The organism is Blastococcus sp. SYSU DS0616 (assembly GCF_054051015.1).
Map to the genome: position 1 here is coordinate 165,765 of NZ_JBJHAJ010000002.1, position 17,278 is coordinate 183,042.

Here is a 17,278-nt window from a genome sequence, read left to right on the forward strand (position 1 = left end):
GATGCTCCTCCGCGGGTCGCCATGCCGTCCTCCCGGCGTCCTCCCCGGACACGACGCTGTCCGCCGGACACCCCACGTCGAGGAGGCACACGTGACCGGATCATCGAGTTCCCTGGACGGCTCGTCGGCCGAGGCCGCGCTGACCCGGAGGCGCCTGCTGCAGGCCGCCGCCGTGGTCGGGGCCGGCATCGGGGCGGGCACCGTGCTGGGCCCCGCCCCCCGGGCCTTCGCCGCGCCGGGCCTGGCCCGGTCGCGGCCGGAGGTGCGCTGGGGCGTGCAGAGCGGGGACGTCACCGCGCGCTCGGCGGTCGTCTGGTCCAAGACCGACCGCCCCGCGCGCATGGTGGTCGAGGTGGCGGCGACCGAGGACTTCCGCACGCCCCGTGGCCGGTGGTCGGTCGACGTCGGGCCGCACACCGACCACACGGGCAAGGTGCTCCTCTCCGGCCTGCCGGCCGGGACCGAGCTGTTCTACCGGGTCAGCTTCGCCGAGCACGACGCGGGGCAGACCAGCGAGCCGCTGACCGGTCGGCTCCGCACCGCCCCGGGCGACCGCCGGGACGTGAGCTTCGCCTGGTCCGGGGACGTCGCCGGCCAGGGGTGGGGCATCAACCCCGACACCGGCGGCATGACCGGGTTCGAGGCGGTTCGCCGGCTCTCCCCGGACTTCTTCATCCACTCCGGCGACAGCGTGTACGCCGACGGACCGCTGGAGGAGCGCGTCGTCCTGCCCGACGGCACGGTCTGGCGCAACGTGGTCACCCCGGAGAAGAGCAAGGTCGCCGAGACGTTGGACGAATACCGCGGCCAGTACCGGTACAACCTGCTCGACGACAACGTTCGGCGCTTCGCGGCGGAGGTCCCGCAACTGGTCCAGTGGGACGACCACGAGGTGACCAACAACTGGTACCCGGGCGAGGTGCTCACCGACGAGCGGTACACGGTCAAGGACGTCGACACGCTGGCCGCCCGCGGCCGGCGGGCGTTCCTCGAGTACATGCCCATCGGCGGCAAGCGGATCGACCGGGTGCTGCCGTACGGCCCGCTGGTGGACGTGTTCACCCTGGACCTGCGCACCTACCGCGGCCCCAACTCGCCCAACCTGGCGCAGGGTGGCCCCGAGGCCCGGGTCTTCGGCACCAGCCAGCTGGGCCAGCTCGCCCGGCAGCTCCGCAACTCCCGGGCCCTGTGGAAGGTGATCGCCTCCGACATGCCGATCGGCCTGGTCGTGCCGGACGGTCCGGTGAACCACGAGGGCATCGCCAACCGCGACCCCGGTCTGCCCGCGGGCCGGGAGCTGGAGATCGCCCGCCTGCTGTCCGACCTCAAGCGGCACGGGGTCCGCAACGTCGTCTGGTTCACCGCCGACGTCCACTACACCGCGGCACACCACTACGACCCGGCACGGGCGACGTTCACCGACTTCGACCCGTTCTGGGAGTTCGTGTCCGGCCCGCTGCACGCCGGCACTTTCGGCCCGAACGAGCTCGACGCCACCTTCGGCCCGCAGGTCGTCTTCAACCGGGCCGCCGACCGCCCGAACCAGCCGCCCAGCGACGGCCTGCAGTTCGTCGGCCACGTACGCGTCGACGGGGGCAGCGGCACGATGACGGTGCAGCTGCGCGACGTCGCCGGGAACGTCCTGCACCAGACAGACCTGACCCCGGCCTGACCGGCTCCCGGGAGGCGGCCGCGAGCGCGGCCGCCTCCCGGGAACGCGTCCGTGCGGCCTCGGCCGCCCGCCGTCGCGGCGCGCCTCCGCGCCCCGCTCCTGCTGGTGGGCCGGTGCACGGCGAGTCGCCCCCTGGAGGTCACGAGGAGGTCACGGTGGTGCGGTCGACTCACCCCATGTCACTCCTCCCGTCGTCCCCGCGACGACCCCTCCTGGCCCTGACCGCCGTCCCCGCCCTCCTGGCCCTCGTGGCGACCGCCGCCCCGGCCGCCGCCCAGTCCCCGCGCGACTTCGACCTGCAGGCGCACCGCGGTGGCCTCGCGCTCACCGTGGAGAACACCCTCCCGGCCTTCGCCAACGCCCTCGAACTGGGGGTCAGCACGCTCGAGCTCGACGTCCAGATCACCGAGGACCAGCAGGCCGTAGTCACCCACGACCGGCAGATCTCCGCCACCAAGTGCCAGGACACCGGGCCGGCCACCCCGGGCGACCCCGAGTTCCCCTACGTCGGCGACTACGTCCACACGCTGACCCTGGCGCAGGTGCGCACGCTGGACTGCGGGTCGCAGCGCCACCCCGCCCATCCGGAGCAGGAGCTGGCGCCGGGCGAGCCGATGCCCCTGCTGTCCGAGGTGTTCGACCTCGTCCGGGCCTACAAGGCCCGGCAGGTGACGTTCAACATCGAGACGAAGGTGGAGGCGGGAGCACCGCACGAGACGGCGCCCCGCGAGCAGTTCGTCCAGGTGGTCGCCGACCTCGTGATGCGGGCGAAGGTCGCCCGCCACGTGACCATCCAGTCCTTCGACTGGGGCGCGTTGATGCGGATGCAGGAGGTCGCGCCGAAGCTGCCGGTGGTCGCGCTCACCAACGGTCAGCAGTTCCTGCAGGCCGGCCAGCCGGGCGCCTCCCCGTGGCTCGGCGGCATCGACATCGACGACTTCATGACCGAGGGTCGTTCCCTGCAGGAGGCCTACGTCGTCGCGGCCGCCTCCTTCGGTGCCGACGCGGTCTCCCCCGTGCACGGCACGCCGCAGGGCGGCTCGGTCGCCGACGCGGGGTACGTGCCGTTCACCACGCCGGAGCTCGTCGACGCCGCGCACGCCGCCGGCATGGACGTCGTCCCGTGGACGGTCAACGACCGCCCCACCATGGAACACCTCATCGGCATCGGGGTGGACGGGCTGATCACCGACCGGCCCGACCTGCTGCGCGAGATCCTCGCGGAGCGCGGGTTCCGGCTGCCGCGGGCCTACCAGCCGCCGCGGACCGGCCGTTCCTGACCACTGCGCACCGCCCGCCGATGGCGGGCGGTGCGCCCGTCCGGGCGGCGGGGCCCGCCACGTCGTCCTGGCGGCCACGCCCCGTCCTGCCCCGGTCGGCTGACCGGAGCCGGTGAGCGTGCGCCCGCCCGGTCAGCCGGCCAGCCGGTGCGCGGCCGGGCCCAGGGCGTGCACCGGCAGCGGGCCCCGCTGGGAGATCTCCTGCGCCAGCTGGGCGGCGGTCACCGCGGCGCGCAGCGCGTCGGCGGACTCGGCCAGCCGGTCGGCGAGGACCAGGTCCAGGTCGGCGTCGTGCAGGTCGTCGACGTCGCGGAGGAAGACGGCGCCGCTCGGGGCGGCGACGCGGGAGGACACGGGCGAGGCGACGAGCGGGTGCATGGCGGTTCTCCTGGATCGGTGGTGCGCCGGATCCGTCCGGCAGGTCCCACCGTCGGGGAGCAGCCGCACGGCGGCGCCGAGAGAACCGCAGGAAAGCCGCAAGACCGCCCGGTCGCCGCGCTGCGCGACCACGTCGCCGGCCTGCTCCGCCGCGGGGGCGGCGCCCGTCCCCCCAACGGGTGAGCGCCGGCCCCCGGGCGGCTCCGGGCGCTCCAGCCGGGGGTAGCGGTGGTCGATGCAGGTGTCGACCACGGCGGAGGAGCACGGGTGAGGATCTGGTTGCTGGCGTACGGCGTGCTGTACGTCGTCGTGGAGATCGTCGGTCACCAGCTGGAGAGCGTCGGCTGGGCCCGGATCACCGCCCTCGACGTGGCGACCGCGGTCACCGACGCGTTCCTCACCGTCTCGATCGTCCTCGCCGTGCTGCTGGCCGGGCAGCTGGGGCTGCGCCGCTGGGCCCCGGTGGTGGCCGCGCGGCTGCACCCCCCGGCGCCTCCGGCGTTCCTCGTCGACCGGCCGCTCGGCGTCCGCTCGTGGCGCGCCGAGCCCCTCGCCCTGCCGGCCGCCACCTCCGCGCGCAGCCCGTACTCGGTGGGCGCCTACGGGCCGGCGTGGAGCCGCCGCGGACGCCGGGTGGCCCCCGCGTTCCCGGAGGAGCCCGGCCACCTGCTCTGAGGCCCGGGTGCCCTCACGACCGGCCCGGAGAAGAGTCCCAGGTCACAGTTCTGCGGCACCGGTGTCCTCATCCCCCGATCGACGGCTAGGGTGAGGACGTCGGGAAGGCCCCGCGCTATGGCAGGACCCCGATGTACCACCTCAGCTAGGAGCGAGCAATGCCCGAAGGAACTGTCAAGTGGTTCAACGCGGAGAAGGGGTTCGGCTTCGCCACCCCGGACGGCGGCGGACCGGACGTCTTCGTCCACTACTCGGCCATCCAGTCCAGCGGGTACCGCTCGCTCGATGAAGGCCAGCGGATCGCGTTCGACATCGAGCAGGGCCAGAAGGGCCCGCAGGCTGCGAACGTCACCCCGCTCTGATCGTCTGATCAGCACAGCGCCCCCCGCCCGGTTCTCCGGGCGGGGGGCGCTGTCGTTCGTGGGCCGGGCCGCCGGTCAGCGGGCCCGCGGCACGTACCCACCGATGAGCGCGGACATGAGCAGGGCCCCGTCGTGCTCGCCGACCGCGGCCGCCGCGTCGGCGAAGGCCCGCCAGCGCTGCCGCTCCAGCTCGGTCGGGGCGTTCTCCGCCCGGGTAGCGAGCTGCTCGAGCAGCCGTTCCCACTCCCCCTGGGGGGTCGGCCAGAGCCCGGCCAGCCGCCGGGCCTCCGCCGAGATCGCCGTGATGCGCACGATGTCGCCGGCGTGGTTGGTCAGCGGCTCGATGTACCCCGCGGACGCCAGCGCCTTCGCCGCGGCGATGACCTCCGCCTTGGGCAGCCCGCTCCCCGGCACGACGGAGCCGAGCAGGTACGGCGCGCCGCCGTGCTTGGGCTCGTCGACCAGCCGGGCGATCGCCCGGAGCACGGGCAGGTCACGGGTGAACCAGACGTCGGGCAGGGCGCCGTCGGGCGGTGGGGGCGCGGAAGTCACTCCCCCAGTCTCTCCCGGCCCCGGACGCGACGGCGCCCCGCCTCCCCGGAGGGGCGGGGCGCCGTCGGCGGTTCAGGCGCGGGCGCCGGTGAGGTGTGGCCGGGTGGCGAGGATGACGCCCAGGGCGACGTACCCGATCAGCAGGTGCGCGGCACCCACGTACTGGGTGATCGCCGGCAGCAGGAAGGCGGTCGGGACGGTGACCGGCGCCCAGCTCTCGGCGACCATCGGCCAGAAGCGGGCGACGCCCGTCCAGCGGCCGGCGATCGCGATGCGGACCCCGAGCGCGGCCATGCCCAGCATGGACAGCGGCCAGAAGAGGTCGATCGCGAAGAAGAACCCGGTGTCGTACAGCCCGGGCGTCAGCGCCCACATGAGCGAGGACACGATCGCTACCGCGAGCAGGCCGTGCTCGACGTGCAGGATCCGCCGGGCCAGGCGGCCGGTGCCGATCGCACCGGTCCGCATCTGCACGGTCACGAGGAGCACCAGGCCGATCTGGAAGGCGACCGCGGCCAGGTTGACGACGGTGGCCTGCCAGGTGCCGGCGGGTGGCGTCGTACCCAGGAACGCGCAGGCGACCGCCCAGCTCCCGGCGCCGGCGGAGAGGGCGATCCCGGCGCGTCGGACCAGGCTCGCGGAGGCGCCGGGGACGCCGCCGGCGGGCGCGTCGAGGTCCGTGCGGGCCGGGGCGGGGGTGGTGCTGAGGGACATCTCGTCTCCCGTGGTCTCGTGCGGTGCCCTGTGCACCGCCTGGGAGAACCGTCTCGGGGCGGCGTCCCGGGCACCCAGGGCCGCGCGCCCCCGATTCGGTCCCGGAGCGTGTCCCGAGAAATACGGGACACCGGCCTCGTGACGTCCGGGACACCGGACGGCCAGTATCTGCGCGTGCAGGCGAGGATCCCGGTGGCCGAGTCCACCGACGCGGGGACCCCGGCGGGCGACGTCGCCCCCTCCCCAGCGCGCCGCCGCCCGCGGGTCGCCGCCTGGCTCGTCGTCGCGGTGGTGTTCGGCTCGACGGCCGCGGCAGCAGTCCTCGACGCGGTCACCCCGGAGGTCGCGCGGGCCGCCCGCCCCGGCGCCGAGCTCGGCTGGGTCGTCGCGCTGCCGGGGCTCGCCCTCGCCGGCCCCGCGTGGCTGCTGCTCACCCGGGTCCCGCGCAACGCGCTCTCGTGGGTGGTCACCGGGACGGCGGTGCTCTGGGCCACGGACGGTCTGGCCGAGTCGTGGCTCACCTACGCGCTGCGCAGCGACCCTCCCCTCCCCGGTGCCAGCCTCGCCTCGTGGACCGTGGAGCGGCTCGGCGCCTTCCTGCTGCTGGGCCTGCCGCTGCTCCTGCTGCTCTACCCCGACGGCCGGCTGCCCACCGGCCGGCTGCGCCGCCTGGCCGTGGCGAGCCTCGTGTCCAGCGCGCTGCTGCCGGCGCTGCTGCTCGTCGTCCCCTCCGAGGTGGCCTACTCCCGGGAGGGCACCGGCACGCCCGACGTCTACGCCGGGCTCGACCTGGACCTCACGACCCTGCCGATCCCGCCGGACGTCGCGCAACCGCTGCTCCGGATCGCCTTCCCGCTCGCGCTGCTGGGCGTCGCCGTGCCGGCCGCCGCGGTCGTCGCGCGGTACCGGAGGGCCCACGGCGAGCAGCGCCGCCGGATGCGGTGGCTGCTCTGGGCGGCCGTCGTCGACGTGCTCGTGATGCTGTCCACGCTGCTCCTGCCCGGCGGGACGAGCACCGCGGCGCTCTCCGTCGCCGTCGCGCTGACCGGGACGGCGGTCACCCTCGGCATCCTGCGCCCGCGGGCGGTCGACATCGACCGGCTGCTCGGCGGCACCGTCGTCTACGGCGTGCTCGGGATCGGCGTGGTCCTCCTCGACCTGGCCGTGCTGGCCGGAGCCGGCGCGCTGCTCGGCGACCGGTTCGGCGAGCGCGATGCCACGCTGCTGACGCTGCTGCTCGTCGCCGCCGTCTACGTGCCCCTCCGGGCCCCGTTGTGGCGCCTCGTCCGGCGTTGGGTCCTCGGGGAGCGGGACGATCCCTACCGGGTGGTCTCCCAGCTCGCGGCCCGGCTGGAGCGGTCCGACGGCGTCGAGGCGCAGCTCGTGGCGATCGCGGCGGCGGTCGCGGAGGCGTTCCGGTCGCCCTACGTCGGCGTCGAGGTCGAGCACGCCGGGGGCGAGCGGCTGGTGGCCGAGCACGGCCGGCGCCCGGCGGCGGTCCAGTCCCTCCCGATCGCCTACCGCGGCGAGGAGGTCGGCCGGCTCCTCCTGCCCAGGGACGGCGTCCGGGCGCACCTGGTCACCCGCGACGAGGGGCTGCTGGCCGACGTCGTGCGCCAGGCTGCGGCCGCCGCCCGGGCCAGCTCGCTCGCCGCCCAGCTGCAGCGGAGCCGGGAAGAGCTGGTGGCCGCCCGCGAGGAGGAACGGCGCCGGCTGCGCCGGGATCTGCACGACGGGCTGGGCCCCAGCCTCGGCGCCGTGGTCCTCCGCATCGACACCGCCCGCAACCTGACCTCCGCGGGGCGCGCGGAGGACGGCGACCGGCTGCTGCGCGCGGTCAGGGACGACGTCGCCGGCGCCCTGGCCGACGTCCGCCGGCTGGTGCACGACCTGCGGCCGCCGGCGCTGGACGACCTCGGCCTGGCCGGTGCCGTACGGCAGCAGGCGGATCGGCTCCTCGCGCCACGGGTCGCCGTCTCGGTCACCGCCGGTCCCGGTGCCGACGAGCTGCCGGCCGCCGTGGAGGTCGCCGCCTACCGGATCGCCTCCGAGGCGCTGGCCAACGTGGCGAAGCACTCCCGGGCCGGTTCCGCCACCGTCTCGCTGCACCGTGACGACGACGGGGCGCTGGTCCTCCGGGTCGCCGACGACGGGGCCGGGATCGATCCTGCGGCACCCGCGGGCGTCGGCCTGGTATCGCTGCGGGAGCGGGCCGCGGAACTGGGCGGCCGGTGCACGGTGGAGTGCCCCGACGAGGGCGGCACGGTGGTGCGGGCGATCCTGCCCGTGGAGAGGACCCGGTGATGACCTCGTCCGAGGAGCCCCTGCGGGTGGTGGTGGTCGACGACCACCCGGTGTACCGCGACGGCCTGGCGATGCTGCTGGGCTCGGTGCCGGGACTGCTCGTCGTGGGCACCGCCGCCGACGGCATCGACGCGGTCGCGCTGGCCCGCGAGGAGCAGCCCGACGTCGTGGTCATGGACGTGCAGATGCCGCGGCTGGACGGCATCGAGGCCACCCGCCGGATCACCACCGAGTCGCCGTCGGTCGGCGTCGTCGTGCTGACCATGAGCGAGGACGACGGCACCGTGTTCGCCGCCGTCCGCGCCGGGGCCCGCGGTTACCTGCTCAAGGGCGCCGACCAGGAGGAGGTCGTGCGGGCGGTGACCACGGTGGCCTCCGGCGGCGCCGTGTTCGGGGCGGCGCTGGCCCGGCGGATCACCGACTTCTTCGCCGCCGGGCCGGCCGGCCCCGGATCGGCGTTCCCCCAGCTGACCGCCCGCGAGCGGGAGGTGCTCGACCTGGTCGCCGCCGGGCGGTCCAACGCGCAGATCGCGGCCGCGCTCTACCTCTCCCCCAAGACGGTGCGCAACAACGTGTCGAACGTGCTGAGCAAGCTGCAGGTCACCGACCGGGCGCAGGCGATCGTGCGCGCCCGCGACGCCGGCCTGGGCCGCTGAGCACCGGGAATGGTGCTGCGGCGCGGCTCGTTCGACCTGGCATGACGACCTCCCCCGAGAAGCCCCAGGTCACCAAGACCGATGAGGAGTGGCGGGCGCAGCTGTCCCCGGAGGAGTACGCGGTGCTCCGCCAGGCCGGCACCGAGCGCGCCTGGACCGGTGAGTACGTCGACACCAAGACCGTCGGCGTCTACGAGTGCCGCGCGTGCGGCGCCGAGCTGTTCCGCTCGGAGACCAAGTTCGACTCGCACTGCGGCTGGCCGTCGTTCTACGAGGCCTCCGCCGAGGACAACGTCATCCTCCGCGAGGACCGAAGCTTCGGCATGATCCGCACCGAGGTGCTGTGCGCGACGTGCCACAGCCACCTGGGCCACCTGTTCGACGACGCCCCGCAGACGCCGACCGGCGACCGCTACTGCATCAACTCGGTGAGCATCAGGTTGCAGCCCGCTACGACATCGTGATCCTCCGGACCACACCGCGGCCAGGAGCCGTGCTCTGACACGGCGATCCTCCGGATCACACCGCGACCAGGTGCCGCGGCCGGGCTGCGCTGAGCTGTTCCGCGGTCGGCGTCGGGAGGCCTCCGGCCCCCGCGACGCCGACCGCCGGGCTCACTACGCGAGGTCGCGGACCAGCTCGGCGACCGGCTTGCGGGTGCCGGTGTAGAACGGCACCTCCTCGCGCACGTGCCGCCGGGCGCGGCTGGCCCGCAGGTCGCGCATCAGGTCGACGATGCGGTGCAGCTCGTCGGCCTCGAAGGCGAGCATCCACTCGTAGTCGCCCAGCCCGAACGAGGCCACCGTGTTGGCCCGCACGTCGGGGTAGGGGCGGGCCTGCATGCCGTGCTCCTTCAGCATGTCCCGCCGCTCCTCGTCGGGCAGCAGGTACCACTCGTAGGACCGCACGAACGGGTAGACGCAGACGAACCGCCGCGGCTCCTCGTCGGCCAGGAAGGCCGGGATGTGGCTGCGGTTGAACTCCGCCGGCCGGTGCAGCGCCATCTGCGACCACACCGGCTCCAGGCGCCGGCCCAGGGCGGTGCGGCGCAGGCGGGTGTAGGCGTCCTGCAGCGCCTCGGCCGACGAGGAGTGCCACCAGACCATGAGGTCGGCGTCGGCCCGCAGCCCGCTCACGTCGTAGGTGCCGCGGACGACGACGTCCTTGCCGGCCAGCTCCTCGACCAGCGCGGTGGCCTCGTCGGCGGCGGCGGACCGCTGCTCGTCGCCGAAGGGCTGCGCCAGCCGGAACACCGACCACATCGTGTACCGGATGGTGGCGTTGAGCTCGTTGGCCCGCTTGCCGGTGCTCCGCTCGTCCACCTGCTGCTCGCTCATGCCCCCATCTTCCTCCGCGCCGCGGACGACGCGAGGACCGGGCGGCTCAGGTGCTCGGGATCACCGACAGGTGCCGGCGGGTGCGTCCCGGCAGGCAGGCGAGCGCGGCCAGCGCCAGCGCGACGCCGTCCTCGACCAAGGCCGCCTGGGTGTCGGGCATCCGCTCCGCCGCCCACCGCCGCCAGGCCAGGCCGCCGAACGAGCCGGCCAGCGTGCCGGCGGCCCCCGCCACCACGGGGAGGGCGCCGTTCGCCAGCTCCCGCGCCGCCAGTCGCCACGCGCCCTCGGCACCGGCGAACAGCCGCGGCACCAGCGCCGCCGGCTCCGTGCGCGGCGGGATGCCCGACTGCTTGTCGGCGACCACCTCGACCAGCACCCCGGCCGCCGCGAAGGCCTTCTTCGCGCTGGACATCCGGCCGACGGCCCCGCGGCTGGCCGGAGCGGTCAGCACCGGCGCCGCGAAGCCGAGCGAGCTGCGGCTCCCGGCGGCCAGCCCGAGCACCGCCGCACGCAGGACCAGGCCCGGCCTTGCCGGGGCGCGCGGAGCCGTCCGCTCGCTCGGCGTGGGCACCGCCTCCAGCACCGCCTGCACCGCGCTGCCGTACGCGAGGTGCGGAACCGCGTCGGCCATCCAGTCCGCACCCGACCAGGTACGCGGATCGCCCACGCCCAGGGCGGCCACCGCGCCGTCGGTGACCGCCGCCGACGCCGCCCCGGCCAGCGCCGCTCCGACCGGGGCGGAGAACCGCACCCCCAGGGACCGGACGGTGCTGGCCAGGACACCCACGCCCAGGCCGTTCACGGTGCCGGCGAGCGCGCCGAGCGCGGTCCGCCGGGCGTCGCGGGCGGCGCCGCGGCCGGGGATCTCCCGTCCCGCCCGTGCGGCGACGGCATCGACCAAGCGCTCGGGCACCGTGCTCGCCGGGCGCCCGCGCGCAGCCATGTCGAGGTAGTTGACGGCGTCGAGGACGACGGTGCCCAGAGCACCGGCCGCCAGGCCACGGACGAAGGTGCCGGTCATGCTCCGACCCTGTGCTGCGACGGCGGCCCCGGCAACCGGAGGCTCAGCCGGTGGCCTCCTCCGCGGTCGCGGCACCGCGCCGGGGAGCGGGCGTGCGCGCGCCGGGTGTGCGGTGGGCGGGCGTGCGGTGGGCGTCGCGGCAGTCGGGGCAGGCGGCCATCCACACGTGGTGGCGCAGGCAGCGGACGGGGGTGACGGGGAACTGGTCGTGGCGGTGGATCGTGCTCACCGGACTTCCAACGCCGCGGCGGCACCGGTGATGCCCCGGTCGGCCGTGGTCCGCACCACGGGCGGGACGGGGCATCAGGTCAGCGCGTCGAGTGCCCGGTGGGCGTCGCGGATGCACGCGGGGATGCCCACCCCGCCGAACGCGGCCCCCGCGATGCCCAGTCCCGGGACCTCCGCGACGGCCGCGCGGGCGGCGTCCACGCGCGCCTGGTGCCCGACCAGGTACTGCGGCAGGCCACCGCCCCAGCGGACGACGGCGGTCTCCAGCGGCTCCGGGCGGGAGAGCCCCAGCAGATCGGCGACGTCGGCCACCACCGCGGCGGCCAGGTCGTCGTCGCCACGCTGCAGTTCGCCCTCGTCGCGGAACCGGCCCACCGACGAGCGCACCAGGAGCACGTCCCCGCCCAGGTGCGGCCACTTGGCCGAGGAGACCGTGACGCCCTTGACCAGCCGCCCGGTGACCGGCGGCACGAGCAGCCCGCTGCCGGCGTCGACGGGCTGCGCGGGGAAGGCCATGGCGACCACGGCCATCGAGGCGTACGGGATGCCCAGCAGCGGCTGCACCGCCCCGGGGGCGACGTCGGCGAGCAGCCGGGCCGCCTTGCCGGCGGGAGCGGTCACCAGCACGGCGTCGGCGCGCAGCACCTCCGGCGCACCCGCCGGGCCGACCGACACCTCGAACCCCGCGGGCGTCCGCCGGATCCCGTGCGCGGGGGTGCGCAGCCGGACCTCGGCCCGGGCCGCTGCCACCAGCGCCGCGGGCAGCGCGCCGATGCCCTCGTCGACCGTCTGGAACACGGGGCCGTCGGCGTCGCCCCGGCTCCGGTTCCCCGCCTCCCGGGCGGCCGCGGCCGCGGCCAGCATCGACTCCGCGCCCGGCAGGTGGGCGAACAGCGCCGGCATGGTCGCCTGCAGGGAGAGCTCGTCGGCCCGACCGGCGTAGACACCGCCCAGCAGCGGCTCGACCAGCCGGTCGACCACCTCGTCGCCGAGCCGCTCGCGCAGCAGCCCGCCGACCGCGACGTCGCCGTCCACGGCGAGCGGCGGCAGCTCCACCTCGGCCCGCACCCGGGCGACGCCCGCGGGCGAGAGGACGCCGTCGAGCCCGTCCGCCGACGCCGGCACGCCGAGCACGGTGCCGGCCGGGAGCGGGAAGCGGCCGTCGGGCAGCACGACCGACGCCTGGGTGGTGGCCGGCGCGACGAGCCGGTCCCCCAGCCCGAGGGCCTCGACCAGGCCGATCGCCTCGGGCACGCGGGCCAGCATCGCCTCGGGCCCGGTGTCGTACCAGTGCCCGGCCAGCTCGATGCGGTGCAGCTTCCCGCCGATCCGGTCACCGGCCTCGAGCACGACGATCTCGTCGTCGGGACGCCTGCGGCGCCACTCGAAGGCTGCGGCCAGCCCGGTGATGCCGGCCCCCACGACGACGAGCCGGGACCGGGTCATCGCGTGGTCAGCTCGTGGACGAGCTCGACGACGTGGGTGAGCACGTCCGGGTCGGTCTCGGGCAGCACCCCGTGCCCGAGGTTGAAGATGTGGCCGCGGGCGGCCTCCGCCTGCCGCACGACCCGGCGCACCTCCCGGTCGACCGTCGCCCGGTCGGCCAGCAGGACCGCCGGGTCCAGGTTGCCCTGCAGGGAGCGGTCGGGGCCCACGCGCCGCACGGCCTCGTCCAGCGGCACCCGCCAGTCGACCCCCACGACGTCGGCCCCGGCCTCGCCGATGAGCGGCAGCAGCTCCCCGGTGCCCACCCCGAAGTGGATCCGGGGGACGTCCCGCTCCCCCAGCCCGTCGAACGCCGCGCGCGAGTGCGGCAGCACCCGCTCGGCGTAGTCGGCGGCCGACAGCACGCCGGCCCAGGAGTCGAAGAGCTGCACCGCCGACGCCCCGGCGTCCACCTGGGCGCGCAGGAAGGTCGCCGCCGACGCCGAGAGCCGCTGCAGCAACCGGCTCCACGCCTCCGGCTCGGCGTACATGAACGCCTTCGTGCGGGCGTGCTCCTTGGAGGGACCGCCCTCGATCAGGTACGTGGCCAGGGTGAACGGCGCCCCGGCGAAGCCGATGAGCGGCGTGGGACCGAGCTCCGCGACCAGCGAGCGCACCGCCGTCTGGAGGAAGCCGAGCTGCTCGGGCGCCAGGTCGGGCAGCGCGTCGACGTCGGCGACGGTGCGCACCGGGTCGGCGACCACCGGCCCGATGCCCGGCTTGATCTCGATGTCCACACCGGCGACGACCAGCGGCAGCACGATGTCGGAGAAGAGGATGGCGGCGTCCACCCCGTGACGGCGGACCGGCTGCAGGGTGATCTCGGTGACCAGGTCGGGATCCTGGCAGGCCGCCAGCATCGCCGTGCCGGCGCGCAGGGCCCGGTACTCCGGCAGCGAGCGCCCGGCCTGGCGCATGAACCAGACGGGCGTGCGGCTCACCGGGAGGCCGCGAGCGGCACGGACGAGGTCGGAATCGGCCGGGGACGCCGACGCGGGAGCGGGACTCACGACCGCCGATCCTCCCAGACGGCCGGGCGGCACCGGTCCGCCGCGTCCTGCGGGCCTGCGGCGCGTCGGCGCCGCCGCGCCGCCTCCGGGCCTACTCTGCGGACGTGGAGCCGCGCAACCGGGCTGAAGCCGGGGACGGGAGCCGGGACGACGCCGTCCCGGCCGCCTTCCGCGCCGCCCTGGAGTCGCTGGCCGTGGTGCGCGTCCGCCCGGAGATCGAACTGGGCCGCATCCCCGCCCCGCAGCGGCTGGCCCCCTTCGCCTACGCGATCGGTGCCCGGGTGCCCGACCCCGACGCCGGGGACGACGAGGACGACCTGGAGATCGCCAGCGCGCGGTTCATCGTGCTGTTCGACCCGGAGGGCCACGAGGCGTGGCACGGCACCACGCGCTGCGTCGGCTACCTCTCCGCCGCCACCGACGAGCAGCTGGTCGACGACGCGATGTTCTCCGAGGTGGCGTGGAGCTGGCTCACCGACGCGCTGTCGGACTCCGGCGCGGCGCACCACACCGTCGGCGGCACCGTCACCCGCACCGCCTCGACCCGGTTCGGCGAGCTGGCCGGGCCCGAGCACTCCGTCGACGTCGAGATCCGCGCCTCCTGGACGGCCGACGGCGCTGACCTGGACCGGCACCTGCTGGCCTGGCTGGAGGTGCTCGGCAACGCCGCCGGGCTCCCGCCGCCCGGTGTCCGGCTGCTGGGTCCCTCCGACCGGGTCGGTAGCGAGACTCTCTAACATCGGTGCGGCACAGCGGCGCGGAGCCCGTTGCGCCGGTGCTCCTCCCCAGGATCGGCGCGGTCGGCCGCGGTGGACCCCGGCCCGGGCGCCGGTGACCGACAGACGAGGAGCGGCGAGAAGGTGGACGGCAACTGAGCACCGAGCCCACCCCCCAGCCACCGGAGGACCCGGCGGCCGCTGCGGCCCCCGAACCGACCCCGCTGCTGACCCCCCGCGACGGGCTGCCGCCGGTCATCGAGACCTCCACCCAGCTGGTGGAGTACGCCGAAGCACTGCGCGCGGGTCGCGGCCCCGTCGCCGTCGACGCCGAGCGGGCCTCCGGCTACCGCTACGGGCAGCGGGCCTACCTGGTGCAGCTGCGCCGCGACGGGTCGGGCACCGGCCTGCTCGACCCGATCCCCCTGCCCGACCTGTCGGTGCTGCAGGAGGCGATCGCCGACGCCGAGTGGGTGCTGCACGCGGCGAACCAGGACCTGCCCTGCCTGGCCGAGATCGGTCTGGTCCCCGGCCGAATCTTCGACACCGAGCTGGCCGCCCGCCTCGCGGGACTGCCCCGGGTCGGGCTCGGCGCCGTGGTCGAGTCGCTGCTCGGCTTCTCGCTGCAGAAGGGGCACTCCGCCGCCGACTGGAGCACCCGCCCGCTCCCCGAGGAGTGGCTGGTCTACGCCGCGCTCGACGTGGAGGTGCTGGTCGACCTGCGGGACGCGCTGGCCGCCATCCTCGAGGAGCAGGGCAAGACCGAGTGGGCGCGGCAGGAGTTCGAGGCGATCCTCGCCGCCGGCCCGCCGGCGCCCCGGCAGGACCCGTGGCGCCGCACCTCGGGCGTGCACGGCCTGCGCAGCCGGCGCCAGCTCGGCATGCTCAAGGCCATCTGGGAGGCGCGCGACGAGCTGGCCCGCAAGCGGGACGTCGCGCCCGGCCGGGTGCTGCCCGACTCGGCGATGGTCGCCGCCGTCCAGGCCGACCCGAAGAACGAGGGCGCCCTGCTGGAGCTGCCGGTGTTCCGCGGCCGGGCCAACCGCCGGCTGGTGGCGCACTGGTACAACGCGCTGGCCCGCGGCAAGGCGCTGCCGGAGGACGAGCTGCCGCCGCACAGCAGGCCCGGTGACGGGCCACCGCCGGTGAACCGGTGGGCCGACCGCGATCCGGCGGCCGCCGCCCGGCTGCAGGTGGTCCGCGCAGGGCTCGCCGAGCTGTCGGAGAAGCATGCCGTGCCGGTGGAGAACATCCTCTCCCCCGACCTGGTGCGCCGGCTGATGTGGAGCCCGCCGGAGCCTCGGGAGCCCGGCGCCGTGGCGGATGCGCTGCGGGCCGGCGGCGCCCGCGAGTGGCAGATCGAGCTCACCCGCGACCTGCTCGCCGACGCGATCACCCGCGCCTGAGGAAGGACCCCGACGCCCCCCACCGCTCGCACGCTCGCGGTGGGTCCCTGCGCCGGGGCCGCAGGAGGGCAGGTCCCTGCGCCGGGGTCAGGAGGACGAACGACGACGCCGGCGCCGCCCGCGGGGTGCGGACGACGCCGGCGCCGGCGTGGTCACCTGCCGCCCGCCGGCGCTGAGCACGGCGGGCGGCAGGGGTCATCGTCGGGCCGTGGCGGCCCGTCGGCGGGCGAGCGCGTCGACGCCCGCGGCGAGCAGGAGCACCCCGCCGGTGATGATGAAGTTGAGGTACGCGGCCACCCCCAGCAGCCCGAGCCCGTTGGCGATGATCGCGATGACGAGCCCACCCAGGACGGCGTCCCGGGCCCGGCCACGCCCACCGAAGAGGCTGGTGCCACCGATCACCGCGGCCCCCACCGCGTAGAGCAGGGTGTTCCCGGCACCGGCGTCCGGGGTGACCGAGCTGAGCCGGGAGACGGCGAAGATGCCGCTGAGCGCCGCCAGGCTGGAGGACAGGACGAAGACGCTCACCCGGATGCGGGTGACGTTGATACCCGCGCGCCGCGCCGCCTCCGCGTTCCCCCCGACCGCGTAGATGTGCCGGCCGTAGCTGGTGCGGCTCAGCACGAAGGTGAGCAGCAGCAGGAGCACGATGACGATCGGCACCGCGTAGGGGATGCCCTGCAGGTCGATCGCGGCGGCCAGCGCCCGGTCGACGCTGAGGATCGCCGTCGCCGCCAGCACGACCGCCGAGATGACCGCGACGCGGAGCAGGACGACGATCAGCGACTGGTGCGCCAGCCCCCGCGCCCGCTGGCTGCGCCACCGCCACAGCTCGGCGACGGCGTAGACCACCACGACCCCGATCGCCAGCACCCAGCCCCACACGACCGGGAGGTTCTGGTTGATCAGGCCGACGATGACCTCGTCCCGGACGGGCACGGTCCCACCCTGGCCGATCAGCCAGAGGGTGACGCCCTGCCAGCCCAGGAACAGCGCCAGGGTGACCACGAAGGACGGGATCCCGACGATGCCGACGAGGCTGCCGGTGAACAGCCCGATGAGCGCGCCGACCGCGACCGCGGCCAGCACGGCGACGTACCAGGCCACGTCCGCCTGCACCAGCAGCTGGGCGAGGACGGCGGCGCAGACACCGCTCACGACGCCGGCGGAGAGGTCGATCTCGCCCAGCAGCAGGACGAAGACCAGGCCCATCGCCAGCACCGTGATCGGGATGGCCTGGGTGAGCAGGTTGGCCAGGTTGATCGGCGTCAGGAACGTGTCCGGCCGCAGCACGGTGAACAGGATCCCCAGGACGACGATGCCCAGGATGGCCGGCAGCGCGCCGAGGTCACCGGCCCGCAGCTTGTTCACGTAGCCGCGGACGGCGCCGCCCAGGGAGTTGTCCTGCCGGTCGCCCTCGAAGCCGGCGGCCGGCTTGTGCGGCCCGCTCGCCTCCGCGGCGGTCAGGGTGTTGCTCGACAT

At 75.5% G+C, this 17,278-nt stretch carries 18 protein-coding genes; 9 read left to right on the top strand and 9 right to left on the bottom strand.

Translation table 11 applies throughout. The features are described from left to right. Nucleotides 1-91 precede the first annotated feature (91 nt). Complete coding sequence (locus ACI79K_RS02325; protein WP_456598857.1) at nt 92-1,672, top strand: alkaline phosphatase D family protein; 1,581 nt, start codon at nt 92-94, stop codon at nt 1,670-1,672. 176 nt (nt 1,673-1,848) lie between these two features. Next, entirely contained in the window at nt 1,849-2,952 is a 1,104-nt protein-coding gene (locus ACI79K_RS02330; protein WP_456598858.1) for a glycerophosphodiester phosphodiesterase family protein, read from the top strand. Nucleotides 2,953-3,084: 132 nt separating this feature from the next. Here ACI79K_RS02330 and ACI79K_RS02335 read toward each other — a convergent pair whose 3' ends face one another. Continuing rightward, entirely contained in the window at nt 3,085-3,330 is a 246-nt protein-coding gene (locus ACI79K_RS02335; RefSeq protein ID WP_456598859.1) for a hypothetical protein, read from the bottom strand. A gap of 267 nt (nt 3,331-3,597) precedes the next feature. Between ACI79K_RS02335 and ACI79K_RS02340 the strand changes: the two genes are divergently transcribed. Next, nucleotides 3,598-4,005 (top strand): hypothetical protein, encoded by a 408-nt coding sequence (locus ACI79K_RS02340; RefSeq protein ID WP_456587790.1) that lies wholly within the window; start codon nt 3,598-3,600, stop codon nt 4,003-4,005. A 158-nt stretch (nt 4,006-4,163) separates the two neighbouring features. Next, nucleotides 4,164-4,367 carry a cold-shock protein gene (locus ACI79K_RS02345; protein WP_014377016.1) on the top strand — a complete coding sequence of 68 codons (204 nt, stop codon included), beginning with the start codon at nt 4,164-4,166 and terminating at the stop codon, nt 4,365-4,367. 75 nt (nt 4,368-4,442) lie between these two features. Here ACI79K_RS02345 and ACI79K_RS02350 read toward each other — a convergent pair whose 3' ends face one another. Beyond that, nucleotides 4,443-4,919, bottom strand: a complete 477-nt coding sequence (locus ACI79K_RS02350) for a hypothetical protein (RefSeq protein WP_456587789.1) — start codon at nt 4,917-4,919, stop codon at nt 4,443-4,445. Between the two features lie 72 nt (nt 4,920-4,991). Continuing rightward, nucleotides 4,992-5,633 (bottom strand): hypothetical protein, encoded by a 642-nt coding sequence (locus ACI79K_RS02355; protein ID WP_456587788.1) that lies wholly within the window; start codon nt 5,631-5,633, stop codon nt 4,992-4,994. A 174-nt stretch (nt 5,634-5,807) separates the two neighbouring features. Here ACI79K_RS02355 and ACI79K_RS02360 point away from each other — a divergent pair, with 174 nt between their 5' ends. The 3 genes from ACI79K_RS02360 to msrB are packed head-to-tail and all read left to right on the top strand — an operon-like array spanning nt 5,808 to nt 9,057. Beyond that, entirely contained in the window at nt 5,808-7,937 is a 2,130-nt protein-coding gene (locus tag ACI79K_RS02360) for a sensor histidine kinase (RefSeq protein ID WP_456587787.1), read from the top strand. Then, the gene (locus tag ACI79K_RS02365) at nt 7,937-8,593 is read left to right on the top strand and encodes a response regulator (RefSeq protein ID WP_456587786.1); all 657 of its coding nucleotides are present in this window, start codon (nt 7,937-7,939) and stop codon (nt 8,591-8,593) included. Before ACI79K_RS02360 ends, ACI79K_RS02365 begins: the two co-directional genes overlap by 1 nt. Nucleotides 8,594-8,634: 41 nt before the next feature. After that, entirely contained in the window at nt 8,635-9,057 is a 423-nt protein-coding gene (gene msrB, locus ACI79K_RS02370) for a peptide-methionine (R)-S-oxide reductase MsrB (RefSeq protein WP_456587785.1), read from the top strand. Between the two features lie 153 nt (nt 9,058-9,210). Here the strand turns inward: msrB and hemQ are convergent, their stop codons facing one another. From hemQ to hemE, 5 genes are all read right to left on the bottom strand, one after another. After that, nucleotides 9,211-9,930, bottom strand: coding sequence for a hydrogen peroxide-dependent heme synthase (hemQ, locus tag ACI79K_RS02375; protein ID WP_456587784.1), 720 nt, complete (start codon nt 9,928-9,930; stop codon nt 9,211-9,213). A 46-nt stretch (nt 9,931-9,976) separates the two neighbouring features. Next, nucleotides 9,977-10,951, bottom strand: a complete 975-nt coding sequence (locus ACI79K_RS02380; protein WP_456598860.1) for a hypothetical protein — start codon at nt 10,949-10,951, stop codon at nt 9,977-9,979. Nucleotides 10,952-10,994: 43 nt separating this feature from the next. Further along, nucleotides 10,995-11,180, bottom strand: a complete 186-nt coding sequence (locus ACI79K_RS02385) for a hypothetical protein (protein ID WP_456587782.1) — start codon at nt 11,178-11,180, stop codon at nt 10,995-10,997. A gap of 74 nt (nt 11,181-11,254) precedes the next feature. Next, entirely contained in the window at nt 11,255-12,625 is a 1,371-nt protein-coding gene (gene hemG / locus ACI79K_RS02390; protein ID WP_456598861.1) for a protoporphyrinogen oxidase, read from the bottom strand. Further along, nucleotides 12,622-13,674, bottom strand: a complete 1,053-nt coding sequence (gene hemE / locus ACI79K_RS02395) for a uroporphyrinogen decarboxylase (RefSeq protein ID WP_456598862.1) — start codon at nt 13,672-13,674, stop codon at nt 12,622-12,624. The genes hemG and hemE overlap by 4 nt, the downstream gene beginning before the upstream one ends. A 104-nt stretch (nt 13,675-13,778) precedes the next feature. Here hemE and ACI79K_RS02400 point away from each other — a divergent pair, with 104 nt between their 5' ends. Beyond that, nucleotides 13,779-14,411: a DUF3000 domain-containing protein gene (locus ACI79K_RS02400; protein ID WP_456587779.1), complete on the top strand. Its 633-nt coding sequence runs from the start codon at nt 13,779-13,781 to the stop codon at nt 14,409-14,411. Nucleotides 14,412-14,668: 257 nt separating this feature from the next. After that, on the top strand, nt 14,669-15,796 hold the full coding sequence (locus ACI79K_RS02405) for an HRDC domain-containing protein (protein WP_456598863.1): 1,128 nt from the start codon (nt 14,669-14,671) through the stop codon (nt 15,794-15,796). Nucleotides 15,797-15,991: 195 nt separating this feature from the next. Here the strand turns inward: ACI79K_RS02405 and ACI79K_RS02410 are convergent, their stop codons facing one another. After that, nucleotides 15,992-17,278, bottom strand: a complete 1,287-nt coding sequence (locus tag ACI79K_RS02410; protein WP_456598864.1) for a sugar ABC transporter permease — start codon at nt 17,276-17,278, stop codon at nt 15,992-15,994.